Annotated in this window: 18 protein-coding genes and 3 pseudogenes; 14 read left to right on the top strand and 7 right to left on the bottom strand. The window is 67.7% G+C overall.

The annotated features are described in order from the left end of the window. Positions 1 to 985: 985 nt before the first annotated feature. Complete coding sequence (locus R2S09_RS32925; protein ID WP_306191651.1) at positions 986 to 1,576, top strand: hypothetical protein; 591 nt, start codon at positions 986 to 988, stop codon at positions 1,574 to 1,576. A 106-nt stretch (positions 1,577 to 1,682) separates the two neighbouring features. On the opposite strand, the gene R2S09_RS32930 is transcribed toward R2S09_RS32925, so the two are convergent. The 3 genes from R2S09_RS32930 to R2S09_RS32940 all read right to left on the bottom strand — a co-directional run bounded on the left by R2S09_RS32930 (position 1,683) and on the right by R2S09_RS32940 (position 5,123). Further along, positions 1,683 to 2,453, bottom strand: a complete 771-nt coding sequence (locus R2S09_RS32930) for an SDR family oxidoreductase (RefSeq protein WP_316744969.1) — start codon at positions 2,451 to 2,453, stop codon at positions 1,683 to 1,685. 27 nt (positions 2,454 to 2,480) lie between these two features. After that, positions 2,481 to 4,106, bottom strand: a complete 1,626-nt coding sequence (locus R2S09_RS32935; protein WP_316744970.1) for an NAD(P)/FAD-dependent oxidoreductase — start codon at positions 4,104 to 4,106, stop codon at positions 2,481 to 2,483. A gap of 117 nt (positions 4,107 to 4,223) precedes the next feature. Continuing rightward, on the bottom strand, positions 4,224 to 5,123 hold the full coding sequence (locus tag R2S09_RS32940) for an alpha/beta hydrolase (protein WP_306191648.1): 900 nt from the start codon (positions 5,121 to 5,123) through the stop codon (positions 4,224 to 4,226). Between the two features lie 354 nt (positions 5,124 to 5,477). Between R2S09_RS32940 and R2S09_RS32945 the strand changes: the two genes are divergently transcribed. The 4 genes from R2S09_RS32945 to R2S09_RS32960 all read left to right on the top strand — a co-directional run bounded on the left by R2S09_RS32945 (position 5,478) and on the right by R2S09_RS32960 (position 11,294). Continuing rightward, the gene (locus tag R2S09_RS32945) at positions 5,478 to 6,644 is read left to right on the top strand and encodes a substrate-binding domain-containing protein (protein WP_306191647.1); all 1,167 of its coding nucleotides are present in this window, start codon (positions 5,478 to 5,480) and stop codon (positions 6,642 to 6,644) included. Positions 6,645 to 6,854: 210 nt separating this feature from the next. Then, the gene (locus R2S09_RS32950; protein ID WP_316744971.1) at positions 6,855 to 7,577 is read left to right on the top strand and encodes a glucose 1-dehydrogenase; all 723 of its coding nucleotides are present in this window, start codon (positions 6,855 to 6,857) and stop codon (positions 7,575 to 7,577) included. Positions 7,578 to 7,779: 202 nt separating this feature from the next. After that, positions 7,780 to 10,236, top strand: coding sequence for an ATP-binding cassette domain-containing protein (locus tag R2S09_RS32955; RefSeq protein ID WP_316744972.1), 2,457 nt, complete (start codon positions 7,780 to 7,782; stop codon positions 10,234 to 10,236). Next, the gene (locus R2S09_RS32960) at positions 10,233 to 11,294 is read left to right on the top strand and encodes an ABC transporter permease (RefSeq protein WP_316744974.1); all 1,062 of its coding nucleotides are present in this window, start codon (positions 10,233 to 10,235) and stop codon (positions 11,292 to 11,294) included. The genes R2S09_RS32955 and R2S09_RS32960 overlap by 4 nt, the downstream gene beginning before the upstream one ends. 114 nt (positions 11,295 to 11,408) lie before the next feature. Here the strand turns inward: R2S09_RS32960 and R2S09_RS32965 are convergent, their stop codons facing one another. Both R2S09_RS32965 and R2S09_RS32970 read right to left on the bottom strand, forming a co-directional pair. Then, positions 11,409 to 13,124 carry a helix-turn-helix domain-containing protein gene (locus R2S09_RS32965; RefSeq protein ID WP_316744976.1) on the bottom strand — a complete coding sequence of 572 codons (1,716 nt, stop codon included), beginning with the start codon at positions 13,122 to 13,124 and terminating at the stop codon, positions 11,409 to 11,411. Positions 13,125 to 13,255: 131 nt separating this feature from the next. Further along, positions 13,256 to 13,930 (bottom strand): GntR family transcriptional regulator, encoded by a 675-nt coding sequence (locus R2S09_RS32970; RefSeq protein ID WP_306191641.1) that lies wholly within the window; start codon positions 13,928 to 13,930, stop codon positions 13,256 to 13,258. A gap of 235 nt (positions 13,931 to 14,165) precedes the next feature. Between R2S09_RS32970 and R2S09_RS32975 the strand changes: the two genes are divergently transcribed. From R2S09_RS32975 to R2S09_RS32985, 3 genes are read left to right on the top strand one after another with little or no spacing between them, the layout of a single operon-like run. Further along, positions 14,166 to 15,656, top strand: coding sequence for an NAD-dependent succinate-semialdehyde dehydrogenase (locus tag R2S09_RS32975; protein ID WP_316744977.1), 1,491 nt, complete (start codon positions 14,166 to 14,168; stop codon positions 15,654 to 15,656). Continuing rightward, on the top strand, positions 15,653 to 16,891 hold the full coding sequence (locus R2S09_RS32980) for an iron-containing alcohol dehydrogenase (protein ID WP_316744979.1): 1,239 nt from the start codon (positions 15,653 to 15,655) through the stop codon (positions 16,889 to 16,891). The genes R2S09_RS32975 and R2S09_RS32980 overlap by 4 nt, the downstream gene beginning before the upstream one ends. Next, complete coding sequence (locus R2S09_RS32985; protein WP_316744981.1) at positions 16,879 to 17,862, top strand: 3-hydroxyacyl-CoA dehydrogenase; 984 nt, start codon at positions 16,879 to 16,881, stop codon at positions 17,860 to 17,862. The genes R2S09_RS32980 and R2S09_RS32985 overlap by 13 nt, the downstream gene beginning before the upstream one ends. Positions 17,863 to 18,055: 193 nt before the next feature. Here R2S09_RS32985 and R2S09_RS32990 read toward each other — a convergent pair whose 3' ends face one another. Together R2S09_RS32990 and R2S09_RS32995 are read right to left on the bottom strand one after the other, a co-directional pair. Then, positions 18,056 to 18,406 (bottom strand): DUF1275 family protein, encoded by a 351-nt coding sequence (locus R2S09_RS32990; protein WP_316744983.1) that lies wholly within the window; start codon positions 18,404 to 18,406, stop codon positions 18,056 to 18,058. A 60-nt stretch (positions 18,407 to 18,466) separates the two neighbouring features. Then, on the bottom strand, positions 18,467 to 18,901 hold the full coding sequence (locus R2S09_RS32995) for a heme-binding protein (RefSeq protein WP_316744984.1): 435 nt from the start codon (positions 18,899 to 18,901) through the stop codon (positions 18,467 to 18,469). On the opposite strand from R2S09_RS32995, the pseudogene R2S09_RS40735 reads away from it, so the two are divergent. The 6 genes and pseudogenes from R2S09_RS40735 to R2S09_RS33025 all read left to right on the top strand — a co-directional run. Beyond that, positions 18,842 to 19,015: pseudogene (locus R2S09_RS40735) on the top strand (DUF4158 domain-containing protein); the annotation flags it as partial. The gene R2S09_RS32995 and the pseudogene R2S09_RS40735 sit on opposite strands and share 60 nt — an antisense overlap. A gap of 166 nt (positions 19,016 to 19,181) precedes the next feature. Continuing rightward, positions 19,182 to 19,775 carry a molybdopterin-dependent oxidoreductase gene (locus tag R2S09_RS33005; protein WP_306191634.1) on the top strand — a complete coding sequence of 198 codons (594 nt, stop codon included), beginning with the start codon at positions 19,182 to 19,184 and terminating at the stop codon, positions 19,773 to 19,775. A gap of 22 nt (positions 19,776 to 19,797) precedes the next feature. Further along, on the top strand, positions 19,798 to 20,505 hold the full coding sequence (locus R2S09_RS33010) for an FAD-binding oxidoreductase (RefSeq protein WP_306191633.1): 708 nt from the start codon (positions 19,798 to 19,800) through the stop codon (positions 20,503 to 20,505). Between the two features lie 10 nt (positions 20,506 to 20,515). Then, positions 20,516 to 20,806 carry a DUF6510 family protein gene (locus tag R2S09_RS33015; protein WP_306191632.1) on the top strand — a complete coding sequence of 97 codons (291 nt, stop codon included), beginning with the start codon at positions 20,516 to 20,518 and terminating at the stop codon, positions 20,804 to 20,806. A 728-nt stretch (positions 20,807 to 21,534) separates the two neighbouring features. Continuing rightward, a pseudogene (locus R2S09_RS33020) lies at positions 21,535 to 21,909 on the top strand (transposase); the annotation flags it as partial. Between the two features lie 52 nt (positions 21,910 to 21,961). Next, a pseudogene (locus R2S09_RS33025) lies at positions 21,962 to 22,386 on the top strand (ISAzo13 family transposase); the annotation flags it as partial.

Genomic DNA, 22,386 nt, shown 5'->3' on the forward strand with positions numbered 1-22,386 from the left:
CGACGGCCGCCGTGAAGACGGCGGCAACCGGAGAGTTGGCTGGAGCGATGCGGAGAGCGACACGGACGAAAGGTCGCCGATGGACCGGGCGCACCGTCTCCGGGAGTCAGCCGTGGCAGACCGGTCGCGCATGCTGCGCCGAGTGCGCAGTCCCAGGACCGACGGCGCCTCCTGCTGTGCGCAGCCGGCTGCACATGCCGACTGCGCAGGTCCCCAGACTCGCTTGCGCAGCCGCCTGCGCTAGCGGGCGCCGCCTTCCAATGCTGACGCACTGCGCATTCAACCGGAGCATGGTCGGGTTCATGGTCGGCCCGACCACGAACCCGACCATGAGCCCGACCACGACAGTCCGGTGCGCATGTTGCCGGATCGTGACCGGTGGTCGGGGGTTGTGGCCGTCAGCCTGGTCGGGGGTGCCGGTTGAGCTGACCACTATGGATCTCACGCACCTCTCCTCGAGCAGACGACCCGCGCGCCCGCGGCTCGCCCCAGGACATCAGCGGCTGCCCGCTCAGGGCGCGCGATGAATCCCGATGAGCCGCTTGGGGACGGGGAGCCGGCACAGGAGCATGGCCGTGAAGCAGTTTCCCCAGGCCGCCAACGGTCTCTGCCGCGTGGGTCAGTCGGGACGGTCATCGCTGCTCGCCTGCGCGTCGCCCAGGCCCATCCGCCACCTGCCGCTCTGGCCAGCCTTCACCGCGGCACGTCTCTGGAGGATGTGCCGCCTGAGTGTCTTGAGGCCGAGGGGCCTGCGGTCCTGCTGTTGGACCGTGACCGAGGTCCTGACCTACCGGGTGCTTATCGAGTGCGCCGGCCGCGGTCGTTCCACAACGCCCCTCGGTTAAGACCTTTGCTCAGCTTGCTTGGGCTGGCTGCCCAGCCGTACCTGCCTTGACCTGATCACCACGGCGCGGCCACCCCGGCGGCGACGGCGGCTTCACCCCCCCTGCACCACCGCATCGCCTGTGCGGAAGGAAGACAACGTATGAACGAGCCGATGAACCCCGTGCCCCCGATAGAGCACCGGCGTGTGCCGGACGGCCACGCCAGCCACCAGCCGGCGGCCATGGCCCTGTATCTGCTGTTCGCGCACGAACCGTACTATCCGCTGCCTGCCCGGGAGATCAACACCTCCGTCGTCGCCGCGGCCTGTCTGCTCCACCCCGATGTGAAACAGCCCGACGGGATGCGCATCCACCAACACCTGGTCCGAGGCCGCCGACCGGGCGAGATCGTCCCGCTGGCCACCCTCACCCAGGAACTGGGCGGCGGCGCCCACTGGGGCGAGGCCGGTGACTGGGAGGCGGTGGTGGCCGACCTCGTCCGGCTCATCCGCAACGAAGGCTGCGATGCACTCAGCCTGGGCCTGCAGCCCATCGAGCGGGCCCTTGTGTGCAGCGGCCCCGACAGCACGGTCCGCGTCGTCGACCCGGCCACCCTGGAACGCATCTCATACGGCCCCCAGGACCGCAGGGCAGTCCTGGCTCAGGTACGCCAGCACCTCGCCTGGGCCGAGGCGGGCGGTGCCTTGTGGCCTGGCGAGCATTTGCTCAGCCCGTCCGGAACCAAGCCGTGAAGACAGTGCAGGGCTGGAGGTGAAGCCCCGGTCCGCAGCCTTGATCGGGCGGCAGCGTCGGCCCCTCTCCAGGCGCTTCGGAGAAAGGCCGACGCAAATGGGCTGATCAGCGCGCCGTGTAGCCGCCGTCGATCGGCAGGTTCACGCCCGTCACCCAGTCCGCTTCGTCCGAAGCCAGGTAGAGGACCCCGTAGGCGACATCGATCGGACGGCCCAGGCGACGCAGAGACTGGTTCCCCGTCATGTACTCCTCGTAAGCCGGCAGGCCACCGGGGAACTCAGCCGCGATGCCTTCGACCAGCGGGGTCAGGACCGTGCTCGGGTGTACCGAGTTCACGCGAATGTTGTACTTGCCGTAGCTGGCCGCGTCCTGCTTGGTCTGCATCGAGACCGCGCCCTTGGCAACGTGGTACGCCGTGAACTCGTCGTTCCCGATCATCCCGTAGATGGACGAGTAGTTGACGATGCTGCCCTTGCCCTGCTCGATCATGTGCGGGATGGCATGCTTGGTGCAGAAGAAGACACCCTTCACATCGACAGCGAACAGGGCGTCCCACTCGGCCTCGGTGAGCTCGTGGGTCGGCTTGTCGACGCCGATGACACCCGCGCAGTTGACGAGGATGTCGAGACCACCGAACTCCTCTGCTGCTGCGTTGATCACCGACTTCGCCTCGGCCTCCCGGGCGACATTCAGTCTCCAGAACTCCGCGGTCCCGCCCGCCGCACGGATCCCCGCCACGACCTCCTGGCCCTTGACCTCGTCCAGGTCCGTGACTGCGACCTTGGCGCCCTCAACCGCGAACAGCTCTGCGGTCGCCCGTCCCATGCCCATTGCAGCCCCGGTGATCAGGGCGACCTTGTTGGCCAGACGTCCCATGCCGATTCCCTTTCCCCGGTTTAGTTCTCAGGCCTTGTCCGACTGGTTGGCCAGGAAGGAGCGGTAGCCGTCCGCCTCAGCTGCACGGCAGAACTGCTGATACACCTGTCCGCCGCCCATGTAGACCTGGAACTCCTCCGGCTTGCCGGGGAGGTTGTCGCCCAGGAACCACGCCTTGGCCTTCTTGCCCTCGGAGTACATGACGGTGGCCTTGCCGGCCCGCTCGGTCTCCTCCATCCACCAGGCCTCCGACTCGGGGGTGGCCTCGAGGAACGGAACGTCGTTCTCACGCGCCCACGCGATGGCCCTCTGGAGCCACTGGGCACCGAGCTGGATCGGGACCGGCAGGTTCGAGTACGGCGTCTGCGGGCCGAGGGACATGAAGAAGTTCGGGAATCCGTTGGCGTTGATCCCGAGGTTCGACTTCAGGCCGTCGGCGAGCCACTTCTCGCGCAGCGTCCGGCCACCGCGACCCACGATGTCGATGTTGGTCAGGGTCCCGGTCATGGCGTCGAAGCCAGTGGCGAAAATCAGCACGTCGAGCTCGTACTCGGTGTCGCCGACCACCACGCCGCGCTCGGAGATCCGGCTGATCGGCTGCGAGGCGACGTCGATGAGGTGCACGTTCGGCTTGTTGAAGGCCGCGTAGTAGTTGTGGCCGGTCGGGACGCGCTTTCCGTTGAACGAGTAGGTGGTCGGCGAGAGAAGGTCGGCGACGGCCTGGTCTTCGACGATCTCGTGGATCTTCTTGCGGATGAACTCTGAGGCGAGCTCGCTGGCCTCATGGCTGGTGGCCAGATCGGTGAAACACTCGTTGGCGAAGTGGAATCCGCCCTCGTTCCACTTGCTCTCGAAGATCCGGTCGCGCTCCTCTGCGGAAACTTCGAGGGCGCTGTGCTCGGCCGGCTCCATCGCAACGCCGAAGGGGTGGTTAGCCGCCTTCTCGTAGATCTCGTCGTAGTGGTCACGCAGGTAGGCCATCTCCTGCTCGGTCACCGGGTCGTTCGTGGTCTCGACGATAAAGTTCGGCGTGCGCTGGAAGACGTAGAAGTCGCCGGCGACCTTGGCGATCTCAGGCACCATCTGGATGCCGGAGGCACCCAGCCCGATGAGGCCGACACGCTTGCCGGTCAGGTCTGCGCCGCCGCGGGGCCACATCGAGGAGTGGTACTTCTCGCCCTGGAACGTGTCAATGCCGTCGATGGCAGGGAAAATCGCCTGCGAGAGGACGCCCATGCCAGAGACGAGGTAGGTCGCGGTCAGGGTGCTGCCGTCGCCGAGGTGGACGGTCCACGTGTTCGCATCCTCGTCGTAGACGGCCTTGTTCACGCGGGTGGACAGGCGGATGTCCTTGCGCAGGTCGAGCCGGTCGGCGACGAAGTTGAGGTACTTCAGGACCTCCGCGCCGGCCGGGTACCGCTCGGTCCAGGTCCACTCGTCGCGGACCTCCTTGGAGAAGGAGAAGGAGTAGTAGCTGTACTCGCTGTCGGTGCGGACGCCGGGGTAGCGGTTGACCCACCAGGTGCCGCCGACGCCGTCCTCGCCGTCGACCACCAGGGTCGAAAGACCGATCTCGCGCAGGTGGTGGAGCATCGCCAGGCCGGAGAAGCCGGCGCCGATGACGATGGCGTCGTAGTCACGCTTGCTGGTCATGTAAATGTGGGTCCTTTCACCGAGTGATGACAGGTGGGCACTCAGGGAGGAGCGCGCAGTAGGAAAGGGGGATGAGTCGTGGTCAGAGATCTGGCCGGGGCGCCGGTGGGAGGCTGGTCAAGACCGGTACCAGGCGGCCATGGAAGCGATCTCCTCGTCGGCGCGCGCGAGGCGCCCGGCCTGGAACGGGAAGACGTGCTGCATGCCCTTGCCGATGGAGAACGTCACGTCGACGCCGGCGCTCTCGGCCAGGGCGACCAGGCGCTCAGAGTCCTCGAAGAGGGATTCGGTGTCGGCCGCGCAGACGTAGAGCCGCGGGAAGCCCTCATAGGTGGCGTAGAGCGGGTTGACGTACGGGTCCGTCGGGTCCGCGCCCCCGGAGAGGTAGCGGCCGATGTTCCCGGCGAGGCCTTCGCGAGTGATCAGGAAGTCGGTGTCGTTGTTGGTCTCGATCGTGGCACCGCTGTTCTCCATGTTCAGCCACGGCGACATCGTCAGGACACGTCCGGGCAGCGGGCGGCTGTCGCGGCGCAGCGTGAGTGCCATCGCTACCGCGAGGTTTCCACCGGCGCTGTCGCCGACGAAGCACACGTCGTCGGCCTTGATGCCCTTATCCAGGAGGGCCTGGTAGACAGCGAGGCCGTCCTCGATCTGCGCCGGGAACGGGAACTCCGGCGCGAGCCGGAAGTCGAGAACGAACGCATGGGTGCCGCAGGCCTTGGCCAGGTGCCCGGCGAGCTTGCGGTGGCTGGCAGAGGAGCCGAGGGCGAACCCTCCGCCGTGCATGACCACCATCACCTGGGAGGGATCCGCGTCGAGGGGGGTCACGAGGACCCCTGGCACGCCACCGATGGTGGTCGTGGCGTAGGTGACCCCTGCAGGCTCCGCGGTCGCTCGCTGCCAGTCCTCGAAGACCCAGCGCATCAGCTGGAGCGACATCTCCGGGTTGGCGTCGAACTCCACGCTCCACTCGGCGTAGATCTCCCCAAGCGGGTCTGAAGGACGGGGAAGGGGCATCGGTGCTCCTCAACGTCAGGGTTGGGGGTACTGGCTGTTCCTCGGGCCGGCTGACGGCCAGCCCGGCCAATCGAGGATCTCCACGCCCAGGCGTCGAAGGTGAACGCTGTCACAAAATGAGGCACCGCCGTCTCACAGTGACTCGCGTCATACGGTCCTGCTCGCGACAGCCTTCTTCCGGGGCCCTCACCGAGCCCGTTTCCGTCACCCAGGCGTTCACGTCACTCCGATCACGCCGGCGATCCCGCCCTCGGAGTCGGACCAGGTGCTGCGCTCTCCCGGCTTGGTGCGTGCGCACACCTGGTGCTCCCGGGCCGGCGAGGTCCTTCACAGCTCTCAATGAGGAGACACTCCATGCACATCAAGAAGCGGGCCGTCGCGGCGACCAGCGTCGCAGCTGCCATGGCCATGGCGCTCAGCGCCTGCGGGGGTCTGTCCACCAGCTCCACCGGCTCCGGTGGTTCCGGCGCCTCCGTCGGCTCCAGCGGCCCGTGGCCGACCGTGAAGGTGGGCGGTGTCGGAGTGCAGGCCGACATCCAGGACATCAGCAAGTTCTGCGGCACCAAGCCGATCAAGGTCGGCTACGCCGACGGCAACAACAACAACACCTGGCGCAAGGCCACGATCGCGCTCTTCAAGGCCCAGGCGGCCAAGTGCCCGAACATCACCCAGGTCGTGGTGACCGACGCCCAGAACAACACCCAGAAGGCGATCTCGGACATCAACTCGATGGTCGCCCAGGGCGTCAAGGTGATCGTCACCTTCGGCGACGCCGGACAGGCCCTCCTGCCCACCATCCAGAAGGCGACCGCGGCCGGCGTGGCGGTCGTGCCGATCGTCTCGGGCATCGGCGGTACACCGGGCAAGGACTACGTCGACTTCGTCTCCGAGAACGTCGAGACGTACGGCAAGAACCTCGCCGACTGGACCGTCAAGGCGATGCACGGCAAGGGCAACCTGGTCATGCTGGGCGGTGTCGCCGGCAGCGCCTACTCCCAGACCGTCTACAACGGCGTCAAGAAGGCGGTCGCGGAGCATCCCGGTGTCCACCTGCTCAACGCGGACGGGTACGTCGCCACCGACTGGGACGTCAGCAAGACGCAGCAGGTCGTGGCCGGTCTCATCACGAAGTACGGCAAGATCGACGGCATCGTCTCCGACTTCGGCGGCGGTTCGGTCGGCGGTATCCGGGCGTTCATCGCCGCGAACAAGCCTCTGCCGGTCTGGTCGGCCAATGACTCCAACGAGTTCGCCTCGCTCTGGTACCAGTACCACAAGCGGTACCCGAGCTATCAGATCGCGACGGAGTCGTCCCGCAACTGGGTCGTCGAGGCTGCTTTGAACAAGGCTCTCGCGGCCTACAACGGCATCACCGACACCGAGCCCTCGACGTACAACCTGGAGATCATCGAGGACTCGACCAACCCGAAGATGATGCCGAAGTACGACAAGTCGCTGCCGGCTGACGCGATTCTTTCTTCCGGCCTGACCACCGAGCAGATCAAGGCTCTCTACAAGTAGGCCCTGCAGAAGCCCGGTCGGCTTCGAGACCATCTCGGCCAGGCCATCGCCCCTTTCACAGACGTCCGCAGCTCCGGCAATTCCCAGCAGGTGCCCGGGCCTCTAGGAGTTTCTTCAAGGCCCGGGCGGCCGGCCTCATCGCCTTTCCAGGCGGTTTTCCCGTCCGAATCCCGAACTACGCAGCCACGTACGGATATCCGAGGAGCACTCATGAACCGACTCGACGGCAAGGTCGGCATCGTCACCGGCGCTTCGCGAGGCATCGGCCACGCGATCGTCGACGCCATGGCGGCTGAGGGCGCGGCCGTCGTCGCGACCAGCCGCGCTGCCGCCGACGACTCGTTCGGCGACGGCGTCACGTACGCGTCCCTCGACGTGGCCAGCGAAGCCGACTGGCAGCGTGTGATCGCCGAGGTCATCGACCGCCACGGGCGCCTCGACTTCCTCGTGAACAACGCTGGCATCATCGCCTATGAAACCGTCCACGAACTCACCAGTGAGGAGTGGAACCGGGTCGTCGCGGTCAACCAGACCGGCACCTGGCTCGGGATGCGCGAGGTGATCCCGCAGATGATCACCCAGGGCGGCGGCAGCATCATCAACGTCTCCTCGATCTGGGGCAGCGCCGCTGTCGCCGGTGCGCACGCCTACCACGCGACCAAGGGCGCGGTACGCAACATGTCCAAGAGCGCCGCCGTCAGCTACGCCAAGGAACGCGTCCGCGTGAACTCGGTTCATCCCGGTTTCATATGGACTCCTCTGACCGAGGCTCAGGCACCGGAGGTGAACGAGTACGTCATCTCCCAGACCCCGATGGGCCGTGCCGGACGCCCCGAGGAGATCGCCGCCGGAGTCGTCTTCCTTGCCTCTGACGACGCCAGCTTCGTGACCGGTTCAGAGCTCGTCATCGACGGCGGCTACCTCGCCCAGTAAGGGGTCCGTCAACGGGCCGAGGCGCCGGCCCGACCACTCAGGTCCGCGCCCCTCAATCTTCCAGGAGTCCGACGTGACCAACTTCGGCAGCAACAGACCTGCGACTCAGGTCCGGCCACCGCAGCAGGGTGCGAGCCCCGACCCCTCCCAGTCCCATCGCGCGGCAAGTCAGGCGGCAGGCCAAGTCGCTTCGGTGCTCTCCATGCAGGGCATCGGGAAGTCCTTCCCGGGCGTGCGCGCGCTGGACGAGGTGAGCTTCGACGTCCGCCCGGGTGAAGTCCACGCCCTGGTCGGCGAGAACGGCGCCGGCAAGTCCACCCTGATGGCCGTGGCCTCGGGCGCATTGGCGGCGGACGAGGGTACCGTCCTCATCGGCGGTGTCCACCTCACGCATGCGCAACCCGAGCAGGCCCGCAGCCTCGGCCTCGGTATCGTGCGCCAGCACCCGGCGCTTCTTCCGGACCTGACGGTGGCGGAGAACATGGCGCTCGGCGTCGGGTACAAGCGTGTCGGCGGACTTCGCCGTGCGGTCGCCTGGGCCCGTGAGACCCTCGCGCCGTGGGAGATGGAGATCGACCCGCGCGCCCGTGTCGCCGATCTGTCGATGGAGAAGCGGTTCATCATCGAGATCGCCAAGGCGCTCGCGCTGAACCCGAAGGTTCTGATCCTCGACGAGCCCACCGAGCACCTCAACACCGAAGAAGTACAGCGTCTGTTCACGAAGGTCCGCGAGACCGTCGCGACCGGCGCCGGTGTCGTCTACATCTCCCACCGCATCCCGGAAGTCAAGCAGATCGCCGACCGGATCACCGTCCTTCGCGACGGCCAGACCCGCGGAACCTTCGACGCCGAGGCCGTCACCGAGGAGCAGATCGTCGAGCGGGTCGTGGGCCGCAAACTGGAGACGGTCTTCCCGGCCAAGGAACCCGTACCCGCGGGCACGGCCGAGCGGCTCGTCGTGACCGGGCTGTCCGGTCACGGCTTCGACGACATCTCCCTGACCGTCCGCTCCGGCGAGATCGTCGGCCTGGCCGGGGTTCAGGGCAATGGCCAGGCTGAGCTCGTCCGTGCCCTGGCCGGCCTGGTATCGACGTCGGGCGAGATGGTCGTCGACGGGCAGCGGGTCCGCGGCTCAAACGCGGCGGCTGCGAACGCCGGTGTCGTCTACGTGCCGGCCGACCGGCACGGCGAAGGTGTGTTCCTGCCCCTTGGCGTGAGCGAGAACATCGTGGCGCGCACCCTGCACAAGGTCTCACGATGGGGCCTGGTCAGCGACGCGCTGACGCAGTCCACCTCGAAGGCCCGGATTCGCAGCCTCGCGATCAAGACCCCGACTCCCGATACGCCGATCAGCTCGCTGTCGGGAGGCAACCAGCAGAAGGCCGTCATGGCCCGCACGCTGCTGGCGGCACCGAAGGTCCTCGTGGTGGAGGAGCCCACTCAGGGTGTCGACGCCGGCGCGCGCGTCGACCTGTACCAGATCCTGCGCACCGCGGCCGATGACGGTGCCGCCGTCATCGTGCTCTCCTCCGACAACGTCGAGCTGGAGGGCCTGTGCCACCGCGTGCTGATCATGTCGCGCGGAAGCATCGTCGAGGAGCTCACCGGTGAGGAGATCACCGAAGCGGCCATCACTCGCGCCGCACTGACCTCGACGAGCGTGCGCGGCCAGGAGAAGACCCGACCGGCAAAGCGTCGCCGAGTGCGGGCCTGGCTGGCCGGCGACCAGGCCCCTGCGGCGGTGATCGCCATGATCGTGGTGCTTCTCGGTCTCGGGACCGGGCTGCACAACGGCGACTACTTCGGCCAGCTCAACCTGAACAACCTCCTGCTCATGCTCGCGCCCCTGCTACTGGTCGGTGCCGCGCAGCAGGTCGTCGTCATGGGATCCGGGTTCGACCTGTCCGTCGGACCCCTCATGGGTTTTCTGGTCGTGATCGCGTCGTACTGGATCGTGGACGGCGGGAACCTGGTCCTCGGTCTGCTCCTCATGGCCCTCGGCGCACTCGCGGTGGGCGTGATCAACGGCGTCATGGTGACCTGGTTCCGCATCAACCCGGTCGTCGCGACCCTTGCGGTCTACATGGCCCTCCAGGGCACCTACCTGTCCCTGCGAGACACGCCGGGCGGCACGATCTTCCCGTCGGTGGCAGCCGACATCCAGGCCCACTTCGGTGCGGTTCCGCTGGTGACCGTCATTGCGGTGCTCCTCGTTGTGCTCCTTGAGCTGGCACTGCGTCGCACCAGGTGGGGCGTTGAGCTGCGGGCTCTGGGGTCCGAGCCGGACGCCGCAGAGCGTCTCGGGGTGAAGATCCGACTGATCCAGTTCACCTCGTACGTGATCTGCTCGGTTCTGGTCCTGCCCGCCGGCATCATCCTGATGGCTCAGATCGGTATCGGTGACGGGCGTCCCGGTCTTGCGTACACCCTCAACTCGGTGACCGTGGTCGTGCTTGCGGGAGCGAGCATCTTCGGTGGTCGCGGTTCGTTCATCGGGATCATCGCCGCCGCTCTCCTCACTCAGCAGCTGGTCAATGTCTCCCCGTTCCTCAACCTTTCCCCTGCCTGGGGCTACTGGCTCCCGGGCCTCATCACGATCGGCGCCGCGGTGCTGTACGCGCAGCTGCGCCGTACTCGCCGGACGGGAGCACACGCATGACCACCCGACCCACCAACACCTCGCGCCGCACTCCGGGTCATGAGGGGAACGTCATGGACGCCCTCGACGCGGGCGCCACCTGGCGCCGTCTCCTGTCGGGCAGCTGGGTGGGGATCGTGGTCGCCACGATCATCCTCTTCGCCCTCAGCCCCGCCATCGCGCAGGGCAGCCTGGGCTCAGCCCCGCTGCTGAGCATGCTGCCCTTCGCCGCCGTGCTCGCCATGGCAGCCGCCGGGCAGACCCTCGTCGTGCAGCAACGCGGCCTCGACCTGTCGGTGCCGGGCATGATCGCGCTCGCCGCGGTCCTGTGCACCTGCATGGTCCAGTCCCACAGCTGGCCGACGTGGCTCGCCGTCACCGTCGCCGTGGTCGCCCCCGCTCTCGTCGGCCTGGTCAATGGGGTCCTGGTCGCAGTCGCCCGTGTCATGCCGCTGGTCGTGACGCTCGGCATGAACGCGGTCCTGCTGGGCACCGTCCTGGCGATCTCCGGCGGTTCGCCGGCCACAGCGCCAGGCGGCCTGAGCCGGTTCTCCGTCGACCGGACCTTCGGCATCCCGAACACGTTCATCATCGCGGTCGTCATGCTCGCCGTCGGCGGCATCATCGCCAAGCGCTCGGCGGTCGGGCGCCGATTGACCTACATCGGTGTCAGCGTTCCCACCGCCTCGGCCCTGGGCATCCGAGTGACCCTCTACCAGGTCGTCGCCTACGGGTTCGCGGGCCTCGCCTACGGCGCCGCCGGCGTTCTCCTGGCCGGCTACACCCGCACCCCCGGGCTCTTCATCGGGGACAGTTACGTCCTTCCGACCGTCGCGGCCGTAGTGCTGGGCGGCACCGCCATGACCGGCGGCATCGCGAGCATCGTGGCCAGCGGCGTCGGGGCGCTGTTCCTCACGCAGCTCGGACAGCTGCTTCGCTCTCTGGGCTGGAACGACGCCCAGCAGCTCATCGCCCAGGCAGCAGTCCTGGCCGCGGTGGTCCTGCTGCGCCAGGCCGCCCCCGCTCTTCGCGGGCGGGCACAGCGTCGGCGCCGACGGGCGCTGCCCACGGCCGGCTGACGAGCGAGCCACAGGTATGCACGCGTGGCCCGGGAGCAGAGTCGGAGTCCCGGGCCACGCGTGCATACCTGTGGCTGCGAAGGGGCTGTGCGGTGGCAGCGTCGAAGTCGTCCGTCACGAGTCGGTGATCTTGTAGGCCTTCATCTTGCGGTAGATCGTCGCCCGGGACAGGCCGAGAATCTCCGCGGCACGGGAACGGTTCCCGTCCGCTTCCCGCAACGCCCGGGAGATCGCCTCGAGCTCGGCACGCTCGATCATGGTCAGCGCGCGCGAACCCTGGATCCGCTCCGGCAGGTCACTGGGCAGGACGTATCCGCGTTTGCCGGCAAGGGCCAACCCCTCCACGACGTTGTGGAGTTCCTTGAGGTTGCGGGGCCATTGGTATCCGGTGAGCAGGTCGAGGGTCTCCGCATGGGGTTCCAGCCCGACGCCCGGCATGGCCCGGTCCGTGAAGTAGCGCCACAGAGCGGGCAGGTCGGCGGTGCGCTCCCGCAGCGGCGGAACCCACACGTGTGACGCCCCGAGACCGACCGCCGTCTCCTCGGCCTCCGCGGCCGAGCGCAGCGTGGCGGTGAGCAATACGGGGCCCTTCAGAACGCTCATCTCCAACAGCCCGGCCAGCGCGAGTCTGGCCGCCGGGTCGAGGGCGTCGATCCCCTTGACGATCACGGGCGCTCCGCCTTGCAGCCGCTCCGCGATGCTGCGAAGCCATCGCTTCCCGCCGATCAGGGTCCGCTCCACCGTGTCGATCACGATGTGGGCACCTGGTCCGGGATCGCCGGAACGGAACGGGAGCCCCAGGGCGAGCGACGTCTTCCCGACGCCGGCCTCGCCGGCGATCACCACCGGCCGCGTCGCCTCCCGCCTCCGTGCGACCGCGTGCACAGCCGCCATCCAGTCCGGCGAGCGTCCGATCAGCTGCATTCGGGCCGGCCCCAGGGCGGTGGCAGTCGACGTCCTGCCCCGCTGCAGGGACACGATCGCCCCGGCGCCCGTCTCGACGGGGGCCAGCCGGACCTCGGTGAGGCCGCCGGAGAGCTCGATGATGAACCGGCCACCGGATTGCCGCTGGACCAGCTCGCCGAGCACCGCGATATCCGCGCTGGACAGGCGGGCAGCGCCCTGGCTCTGCATGATCAGTCCCTGTGGACCGAAGCCGACCACCGCGCCGGCCTTTGCCTTCGAGGCGTCCAGGAATGCCTGGAAGACCGCCCGGGCCTGAGGAGAGGCCACATCGAGGAGATGCTGCTGCAACTGGTCGGCGACCGTTTTGACCATGGGCCGCAGCAGCGAACGACCCTCGATGAGCCCGCTGGACAACGTCACCACAGCGACGATCTTCTGGGTCAGCGGGTGCCGGATCGGCGTTCCGGTACAGACGGCGTCGCTGTACATGTCCGCGTAGTGCTCCGCGCCGGTGATCTGCACGCACTGCCCGGTCGCCAAGGCCGTGCCGACGCCATTGGTGCCCACGAGCGACTCGTCCAGGACGGCACCGCGATCGGTTCCGACCCGCTCGAAGTGGCGCCACGCGTCACGGTCCGCGGCCCAACGACCGAGAATTCGGCCTTGGGCGTCCGCGAGCAGAAGGCCGACGCCCGTTCCCGACAAGTCGGCGGAGAAACGTGACATCGGCGCCTGAAACAGATCCAGAAGATGCTGATCGAGCTCATCCACCGCCACATGCGGCACCTCGCGGACGTTGGTCGGCACACCGAGCGCCTCCCGGGAACGCTCCCAGGATCTCAGCAGCGCAGGCGCCACATTGATGCGGTCGGTGTTGCCTGTCAACCATTCGTCTTTGAGTGCGTTGACTGGCCCAGTCGACATGCCCTTCCCTTCCTAAGGCAGAGCCGGAGCATAATGCGAAATCGCACACATAGCGCTATTTCGCGATCATCCTGTAATAATGATGAAGCTCGACGAGCATCGATCCCCGATCATGCGAGTCGCCGACGGCCTCAGGTCAGACGACGGCGATACTCGTCGACAGCCAGCGCTGCTGCGCCGTGGACGTGGTGCTCGCACGCCGCTCGCGCCGCGGCGGCGTCACACGCAACAGCCGCGGCTTCGACGATGCGGCCGAATTCCTCGAACGAGATCCGTGCCCGTTTGTCGTCCATGAACGCGTAGCGACGAAAGATCTGGACCCGAGCGTGAACGCGGGCGACATCCTCGGCAAGGACCGGGTTGCCAGCACCTTCGAGCAGGAGCCCGTAGAACCGCTCGTTCGCCTCCTCTCGTGTCTTGATGGTGCCCCTGAGGTAGGTCGTCTCCATCTCGATCAGGAGCTCTCGCAACTCGCGCTTCACCTGCTCTGACGCGCGGGCCGCGAAGAGTTCGCCCACTAGGCCCTCGAGCGCGCGTCGTACCTCGTAGATCTGCTCGATCTCCCGCGGCGTCAACACGGTCACGACTGGACCGTGGTGGGCGACCACCGTCACCAGCCGCTCGGCCTCCAGTTGGCGCAGCGCTTCTCTGACCACGGTGCGTGAGACTTCATAGGCCTCGCACAGGGCGCTCTCGCGCAGGGCGTCGCCGGGCTGGAAGGTCCCACTCAGGATGTCTTCACGAAGCAGACGTGTGATCTGCTGTCGCAGCGGCGCCGCATGCCGAGTCAGTCTCGAAGTGCTCATGACGGGGTTCCTCAACCTCTAACTGCTGCTTGCCAGGCCCAGCGGCTCTTGGGCTCGTGCGGCACTGTCTCAAATCGATGCACCGGTCCATATCCCGCGCCCCGGCCCGTAGCGTATTACGAGATGACGGTAATACGTCACCCCCGTGAACGCGCCGTGCGGCACCGGCGTCAGCTCCACCCGAGCCGGTTGGCTGCCGCCGCACCCGCTGCCGCCGAAAGAGGAGGACCCTTCCATGACGACACCGACCGCGCCGGTCACAGCACAGGTCCGCGGACGGGAGATACCCGTCGATCTGTACATCGACGGTGCGTGGACACACGCCGCCGAGACGTTCTCGGTCGTCAACCCCGCAACCGGTCAGACGATCGCCGAGGTCGCCGACGGCACCGTCGAGCAGTCACTCGCCGCGCTCGATGCGGCCGTCGCCGCTCAGGACGCCTGGCGTCATGTGCTGCCGCGCGAGCGTGCCGACCTGTTCCACCGCGCGCACCGGCTGCTCCTGCAGCGGGCCGACGAGATCGTCGAGACCATGACGCTGGAGAGCGGCAAGCCGTTGGGCGAGGCCCGGGGTGAGTTCCAGCTCTCGGTCGACTTCTTCCTCTGGTACGCCGAGCAGATCGCCCACCTTCATGGCACCTACGCGCACGGCTCCCGAGGCGCCTACCGCGTCGTCACCACCCACCAGCCGGTCGGCCCATGCCTTCTCATCACTCCGTGGAACTTCCCGTTGCTGATGATCGCCCGCAAGGCCGGCGCGGCACTCGCTGCCGGATGCACGGTCGTGGTGAAGTCCGCGAAGGAGACTCCGCTGACCTGCGCGCTGTTCGTGCAGGCGCTGCACGATGCCGGTTTCCCGGCAGGTGTGGTGAACCTCGTCCACACGACGACCTCGTCCAAGGTGTCGGCGGCGCTCATGGCGGACAACCGTCTGCGCAAGGTGAGCTTCACCGGCTCGACCGGTGTGGGAAGTACCCTGCTGAGCCAGGCGGCTCCGAACATCACCAATGCTTCGATGGAGCTCGGCGGCGACGGTCCGTTCATCGTGCTCGATGACGCCGACCTCGACCTCGCCGCCGAGCAGGCGATCGTGTGCAAGTTCCGCAACGCCGGTCAGGCGTGTGTGGCGGCCAACCGGATCATCGTCGACAGCCGCGTCGCGGAAGAGTTCACGGCCAAGTTCGTCGCGTTGACCGAGAAGCTGAAGGTCGGCGACGGGTTCGACCCGGCCACGGAGGTCGGACCGATCATCTCGGCCCAACAGCGCGACACCGTCAAGGAGCTGGTCAACGGCTTCTCTGGGATCGGCGCGACCCTGCTGACTGGGGGCAAGGAGGTGCCCGGCGACGGATTCTTCTTCGAGCCGACCGTCTTCTCGGTGACTGAGGCAGATGACGACCTTTGCCACCAGGAGCTGTTCGCCCCCATCGCGACGATCTACACCGTTGCCTCGGTCGCCGAGGCGGTCAAGGTCGCCAACGACACCACCTACGGGCTTGCCGCGTACGTGTTCACCCGCAACGTGGACCGCGCCATTGCCGTGAGCGAGCGCCTCGATTTCGGCATGGTCGGCATCAACCGCGGCATCATGGCCGACCCCGCAGCGGCGTTCGGTGGCATCAAGGCCTCCGGCCTGGGCCGCGAAGGCGGACACGAGGCGATCTATGAGTTCCTCGAGCCCAAGTACCTCGCCATCACCGTGGACGAGACGGAGGCAGGCCTGTGACCACCTGCGTCGCATCCATCGGCGTCCTGCGCCAGCCCAAGACCGTACTTTTCGGTCCCGGCGAGCGGCGCCACCTTCCCCATCTCCTTGCCGAGATCGGACGGCACGTCCTCGTCGTCACTGACGCCCGTATGGCGCAGGTGACCGAGTTCAAGGACATGGTGACTGCCATCCAACGACAAGGGATCACGGTCTCGGTGTTCTCTGAGGCTGAGCCGGACTTGCCTCGCGAGAACGTACTCACCGTCGCCGACCGGTACGGCGACGCCGGCGTGGATGCGCTGCTCGCGGTCGGCGGCGGCTCGTGTCTCGACTTGGCGAAGGTGTCCGCTGCCGTCCTCGCACACGGCGGCGACGTTCGGGACTACTACGGCGAGTTCCTCGTCCCGGGCCCCGGGCTTCCGGTCATCACCGTACCCACCACCGCCGGTACCGGCGCCGAGGTCACCTGTATCTCGGTCGTCTTCGACCGGGAGAAGGGCATGAAGGTCGGCGTGGCCAGCCCACACCTGGAGGCGTACGCCGCCGTCATCGACCCTGAGCTCACCGTCTCCTGCCCGCCGGCACTCACCGCAGCCACGGCGGCCGACGCGCTGACCCACCTGGTCGAGACGTTCACCGACCGGGTCAAGGACGTGACGCCGGAGTTCCTGGCCAATCATCTCTACGTCGGGAAGAACCCGCTGACCGACATCTTCTGCCGCAGCGGCCTGACTCTGCTCAACTCGTCCCTGGAGGACGTGGTCGCTGACCCGTCCGACATCGAAGCACGCTCCGCGACCATGCTGGCCGCGTACAACGCAGGCATGGCCATCAACACCGCCGGTACCGCCGCGGCGCACGCGATCCAGTCCCCGATCGGTGCACTGACCCACACCTCGCACGGGTTCGGTGTCGGAGCGCTCCTGCCGTACGTGATGCGCTTCAACCTTCCGACCCGGATCGCGGAATTCGCCGAGATCGGAACACTGCTCGGTGCCGCGGACCCCGAGTCGACCCCGTTGGATCAGGCGAAGGCCGGTATCTCCCGCGTCGAGGCACTGCTGGAGACCGTCGGCTGCCCAACCGACCTGAAGACGCTCGGCCTGGACCCGAAGGACTTCTCCTATGTGGCCGATCAGGCGATGCTCGCAACCCGCCTGACGGCCAACAACCCTCGCGATCTCACCCACGAGTCCGTCATTGACATACTGCAGCGTGGCTACGACAACGACCGCACCTGGTGGTCGACGTGACGAGCATTGCAGCACCGGCACGCGGCCCGATGGAGCCGGTCGCCGTCGCCGGCGCCGGCTCCATCGGAGTCGCCTTCGCGATCGTCTTCGCACGAGCCGGGCACGCGGTCCGAGTATGGGATCCGTTCCCGGACGCTCTGGAGCGCGCCCACGGTGAGCTCTCCGATCGCCTTGACCAGTTGTCCGTGCACGGCCTCGTCGAGAATCCGAACGCTGCGAGTGAGCGAGTCACGTTCACCCGTGACTTGGCGGAGGCAGTCGCGGGAGTAGCACTGGTGCAGGAATGTGCCCCGGAGCGGGTAGACGTCAAGCAAGGCCTGATCCGGCGTGCGGCCCAGAACGCGCCTGACCAAGCGGTGTTCGCCAGCTCGAGCTCAGCGATACGCCCCAGTCTCATCACCGCCGACCTGCCCGAAGGGCTGCCGGACCGGATCCTGGTCGGTCACCCCGGCAACCCGCCGTACCTCATCCCAGTGATCGAACTCGTCCCCTCCTCCAGCACGGCTACGTGGGCCGTCGAGTGCGCCCGTGCCATCTACACCGGCGCAGGGCTACGTCCGATCACCGTCAACCATGAACCGGAAGGGTTCGTGTTCAACCGTCTTCAAGGCGCGGTACTGCGTGAGGCCTACTGCCTGGTACGAGACGGGGTTGCGACCGTTGACGAGATCGACGAAGTCGTCCGCAGTGGTCTCGGGCGCCGGTGGAGTCTCATCGGCCCGTTCGAGACCGTCGACCTCAACACACGCGGCGGTCTTGAATCACACGCGGAGAAAATGGGACCCGCGTATGCACGAATGGGAGCTGACCGCGGTCAGGACGACCCATGGACGCCAGAACTCGTGTCGACCGCAGTACGCCAGCGTCGCACTCTTCTTCCCCTCGACCGATGGGAAGAGCGGGTTCGCTGGCGAGACGAGCAGCTCATGCGGCTGACGCCACTGTGGGAGGACATTCGCGCCACCTCCTGAGTTCCTCTCGGGCCTTCATTTGTCGGCGCGGATGGCTGGTCGAGGGACCTCGGATACGCGAACTGTCCGAGGCACCTCGACCAGCCAATGACTCCGACACGTTTTCTGTCTGCGTTGTAATCTCGGTCGTCCTGGAACCCCAGGTCGCAGTTTTCAGGTGTCCCCCGATCCAGGGGAAGCTTCACCTGAACGATCACCCCCCAGGCCAACCGCTACCAAGTTGACAGTGCCTCGGGACCTTCGACCGCGGGATGCACTCGGTGCGCGAGCGTGTCGAGTTGGCAGTGCGGACGGGGAGGCGGAAGCCCGCCAGCATGCCCGCCGTGAAGCCGGCGAAGGACGCGGTGCGGCGGAGCACGTCGTCGTGCAGGATCTCCGTCCAGGACTCGCCCCGGCCGGCGGCCATGACCAGGTTGCCGGTCAGGTTGGCGGTGAAGACGCTGCCGAGGCCGAGGAAGGAGAACGCGTCGGTGACGCCGGCGGCGAAGGCCAGGAGTAGAAGTGTGAGGCCGGTTTGGCGGTGAGGGGCCCGCGCCGGAGACATGCTGTCCGGCGCGGGGCCGGTCGTGCTGGGGCCCCCTTGGCTGCTGCGTGGAGGCGGCGGTCATGCGGACTGTGCGGCGATCTTCCGCTCGAAGGCCGCCAGCGCCGCGGCGCCGACCGTCTTGTCCTGCTCACCGTTGCCGCCGCTGACGCCGACGGCCCCGATCACCTGGCCCTCGTACACCACCGGGAAACCGCCGACGAACGCGGCGAAGCGGCCGGGGTGCATGTGCTGGATGCCGAACGCCTCGTTGCCCGGCAGGGCCGGGCCCTTCGGCTCCTCGTTGAACAGGTGGGTGGCACGCTGGTGACCTGCGGCCGTGAACGCCTTTGCGATGGCGATCTCGACCCCGTCAGCCGGGCGCCGGTCATCCGGTGCAGGGCGATCGGGTGAGCGCCGTCGTCGGCGATGCAGATGGTCTGCTTGACGCCGATCCGGTTCTTCTTCCTCGACGGCGAGGACCGCAAGCTGATCGCGAAGCGGCGCGATGATCACAGTCGGCTCGAGTTCGCCCTCCAGATGTGCACCGTGCGCTACATCGGCCGGTTCCTCCCGGATGGCCCGCGCGACGTGCCGTGGGTAGTGATCGAGCATCTGGCCGCGCAACTCCAGGCGCGAAGAGCCTGCACACATCCCGTCCCGCGCGGACCGGTCGCTGTCCCCCGGCTGCGGCTGCAGCGGGATGGCGGGGGAGGCATCTGGGCCACTCATCGCGGCGCAGGCGAGATCGCTCACGATTGGTTACGCTGTCGATACGGAGGGTGGTGAGCGGCAGATGGTCACGCGCGGTTTCACGGGACGTCCTGGACGCACGGAGGGCCCGGTCCCACCGGGGCAGTTCGTCACCAGTGACTTCCCGGTCCTCACGGCGGGCCCGACCCAGCACGTACCGGCCCGCGCGTGGGAGCTGGTGGTCACGGACGGGATCACGGAGAAGACCTACGCGTGGGCGTCGCTGCATGATCTAGGCGTGGTGGACCTGACGACCGACATTCACTGCGTCACGCACTGGTCCAAGCTGGGGACGACCTGGCAGGGCGTTCCGGTGGCGGCCGTGCTGGAGGACGCCGGGGTGGCCGACGAGCCCTACGCGCTGGTGTCCTCATACGGCGGCTACACCACGAACGTCCCGGTGGCGGACCTGGTGGACCGCGACGCGATGGTCGCGGTGGGCTACGAGGGCGGTCCGATCCCCGCCGAACATGGCGGGCCGGTCCGGCTGCTGGTGCCGCACCTGTATCTGTGGAAGTCCGCCAAGTGGTTGCGCGGGATCCGGGTGATGCCCGAGGACGAGCTGGGGTTCTGGGAAAACGCCGGCTACCACCACCGCGGTGACCCGTTCCTTGAACAGCGCTACTACGGTGACTGACCGTTCAGCCATGCCACCGCGCGTGCGACCCGTTCACGGCTGGCGAGCCGCCACCGTCGCCGGTACGGCGCGTGAGAGCGCCTCGGCGCGAACCATCCGGCTCGCCGTCGCCGGCTGGCCGGGGCATGTCGCCGGCCAGCACATCGACGTCCGGCTCACCGCCGAGGACGGGTACCAGGCCACCCGCAGCTTCTCGCTGTCCTCCGCGCCCGGGGATGCCCCGCAGATCACCGTGGAACGCGTGGACGACGGCGAGGTGTCTCCGTACCTGGTCGACGTCGCCACCGACGGTGACGCTCTGGAGATCATGGGACCGGTAGGGGGCTACTTCGTATGGCGGCCCGGCGACGACGTACCGCTGCTCCTGATCGCCGGCGGCTCCGGCATCGCGCCGATGCGCGCCATCTGGCGGGCCGCCCGCGCTCACGGCACACCGGTGCGACTGGTGTACTCCGCGCGCACCGCGGATCGGGTCATCTTCGCCGACGAGCTGCGCGGTCCCGACGGGCCGGAGAGCACCGTCCATCTGACCCAGGAACGGGCAGCTGGGTTCGAGCACGGCCGGCTGAGAGCCGAGCAGCTGAGCGCGCTGCTTCGTCCCGGTGGTGTTCGCGAACCGCGGCTGCGGGCTTACGTATGCGGCCCGACCGCCTTCGTCGAGGAAGCCGCCCGCGGACTGATCGGCGCCGGCTTGGACGCCGACTCGTTGAGGACCGAGAGGTTCGGATAGGAGGCCCGCAGTGAACGCAGAGGAAGACCTCCTCTCGGTGCCCCCGGAGGACGGCTATGTGGACGGCAACGCCGTCGCCGGGGCGATGTCGCTGGCCCTGGGCCGGGACGCGACCACGATCGTCCTGCAGTGCGCCGAGTGCGGGGATCGGCACCGCGTCGCCGAGACCAGGGTCTATCTGCGCTGCCCCGGCATGGTGGTGCGCTGTCCGGCGTGCTCGGCGTGTGAGGTGCTACTCGTCGACCGGCCACGCCGGCTCCAGCTCATCCTGATGTCGATCCGGATGCTGGAGCTGCCGTGACCCCCGCCTCGCCGGGCGACGAGTGAGAGGCGGCGGCCAAGCGGCGCGCTCGGGCGGCCCGGGCAGGTCGATCCTGGGGAGCATCGCCTCCGTGGTGTTCTTCAGCCAGGTCAGCGACTCGGGCTCGCCCACCGCGCCGAGCTTGTCCACCGACAGCGTGGCGCGGTCCCCGCCCTCGGGGACGACGATCTCCACCGCTCCAAGGCGGACCAAAGTCCCCCGACCTGGCTGCCGCCGGCAGACAACTACCGGTGCGAGTACGTCACTGACTGGGTGGCCGACAAGACCCGCTGGCCTGAGCATCGACGCCATCGAACAGAAGGCACTGGAGCAGACGCTGAGCGGCTGCGCGGATGTGCCCATCACCGTGACCTGGCCCGGTAGGACCGGCCTCGCGGCGCTTCACTCCGGGTGCATGACACGGTGCCGAGCAGTCATGCCCAGGCAGTCCGTCCCCGGCCTGCGACAGCGCCGGCCGGGCCCGTCGTAGAGCTTGGGCATGGCTGGCCTCCTGCCTTCAGTAGCTCCAGCGCCAGGCGCCGGAGCTGTAGCGGCAGGTGATGGGTGTGCCGGAGGCGGTGGTGGTCGAGGCGCCGTGGTCGCTGTTGCGGCAGTACTGCCCGGCGCGGTAGCAGTTACCGGCGTTGGACGTGATGGAGCAGGTGCTCGTGTTAGTACTGCAACGGTGTTTGCCGTGACTGCTGGCCAGCTCAGTCGTTGGTGTGGTTATGGGTGGGGACCTTGCTGATGTCAGGCTGTGGGCGGGTGAACTGGACGTTCTGCATGAGCGGTTCGTGCACCGGTTCAACCGGGAGGAACCGCGTCAGTCGGCGCTGGCTTACATGCGAGGACTGGTTGCGCCACTGCAGCGCAAGAACGGCTGGACGCTGGCGGAGGAGGCCGGGCACGCGGGTCCCGATCGCATCCACCGGTTGCTGAACCGGATTGAGTGGGACGCCGACGAGGTCCTGAACGACGTGCGCGACTACGTCGTGGAACACCTCGGAGACCGCGATGCCGTCCTGATCGTCGATGACACCGGCTTTCTGAAGAAGGGCATCCGCTCGGCCGGCGTGCAGCGGCAGTACTCCGGCACCGCCGGGACGCGTATCTCAATAACTGCTTGCCCAGGCGGTGTTGATGGGAGGGTGGACTATGAGTGTGCGTCCGCCCGTCACAGAGTTACGGGCCAAGTTCGACCGGATCCTGCCGCATCTGGATGAGCGGCGCCGTCGGCTCTACCTGGCCAGCGAGGCCGCGGCCATCGGCCACGGTGGGATCACCCTGGTGGCCGCCGCGTCCGGGACCAGCACCGCCACCGTCGCGCGCGGCGTCACCGAGCTGGCCAGGGACGCGGTGCCGACGCGGCGGGTCAGGGCTGCGGGAGCTGGCCGCAAGCCGTTGACGGTCACCGACCCCGGCCTGTCGGCGGCTCTCGAGGCACTGATCGAGCCGCACACCAGAGGCGACCCGGTCTCTCCGCTGCGATGGACCACACTGTCGCTGCGGACGCTGGCCTCGACTCTGACGTCGCAGGGCCATCCGGTCAGTGCCGCGACCGTCGGGCGCCTGCTGCACGG

Origin of the sequence: Streptomyces sp. MK7 (genome assembly GCF_032658145.1) — a bacterium.
GTDB classification, from domain to species: Bacteria; Actinomycetota; Actinomycetes; order Streptomycetales; family Streptomycetaceae; genus Streptomyces; species Streptomyces spiralis.

What these genes read in the sequence shown, in the direction of transcription:
- R2S09_RS32925 (WP_306191651.1), top strand. Translation starts at nt 986, where the DNA reads ATGAACGAGCCGATGAACCCCGTGCCCCCGATAGAGCACCGGCGTGTG.
- R2S09_RS32930 (WP_316744969.1), bottom strand. Translation starts at nt 2,453, where the DNA reads ATGGGACGTCTGGCCAACAAGGTCGCCCTGATCACCGGGGCTGCAATG.
- R2S09_RS32935 (WP_316744970.1), bottom strand. Translation starts at nt 4,106, where the DNA reads ATGACCAGCAAGCGTGACTACGACGCCATCGTCATCGGCGCCGGCTTC.
- R2S09_RS32940 (WP_306191648.1), bottom strand. Translation starts at nt 5,123, where the DNA reads ATGCCCCTTCCCCGTCCTTCAGACCCGCTTGGGGAGATCTACGCCGAG.
- R2S09_RS32945 (WP_306191647.1), top strand. Translation starts at nt 5,478, where the DNA reads ATGCACATCAAGAAGCGGGCCGTCGCGGCGACCAGCGTCGCAGCTGCC.
- R2S09_RS32950 (WP_316744971.1), top strand. Translation starts at nt 6,855, where the DNA reads ATGAACCGACTCGACGGCAAGGTCGGCATCGTCACCGGCGCTTCGCGA.
- R2S09_RS32955 (WP_316744972.1), top strand. Translation starts at nt 7,780, where the DNA reads ATGCAGGGCATCGGGAAGTCCTTCCCGGGCGTGCGCGCGCTGGACGAG.
- R2S09_RS32960 (WP_316744974.1), top strand. Translation starts at nt 10,233, where the DNA reads ATGACCACCCGACCCACCAACACCTCGCGCCGCACTCCGGGTCATGAG.
- R2S09_RS32965 (WP_316744976.1), bottom strand. Translation starts at nt 13,124, where the DNA reads ATGTCGACTGGGCCAGTCAACGCACTCAAAGACGAATGGTTGACAGGC.
- R2S09_RS32970 (WP_306191641.1), bottom strand. Translation starts at nt 13,930, where the DNA reads ATGAGCACTTCGAGACTGACTCGGCATGCGGCGCCGCTGCGACAGCAG.
- R2S09_RS32975 (WP_316744977.1), top strand. Translation starts at nt 14,166, where the DNA reads ATGACGACACCGACCGCGCCGGTCACAGCACAGGTCCGCGGACGGGAG.
- R2S09_RS32990 (WP_316744983.1), bottom strand. Translation starts at nt 18,406, where the DNA reads ATGTCTCCGGCGCGGGCCCCTCACCGCCAAACCGGCCTCACACTTCTA.
- R2S09_RS33005 (WP_306191634.1), top strand. Translation starts at nt 19,182, where the DNA reads ATGGTCACGCGCGGTTTCACGGGACGTCCTGGACGCACGGAGGGCCCG.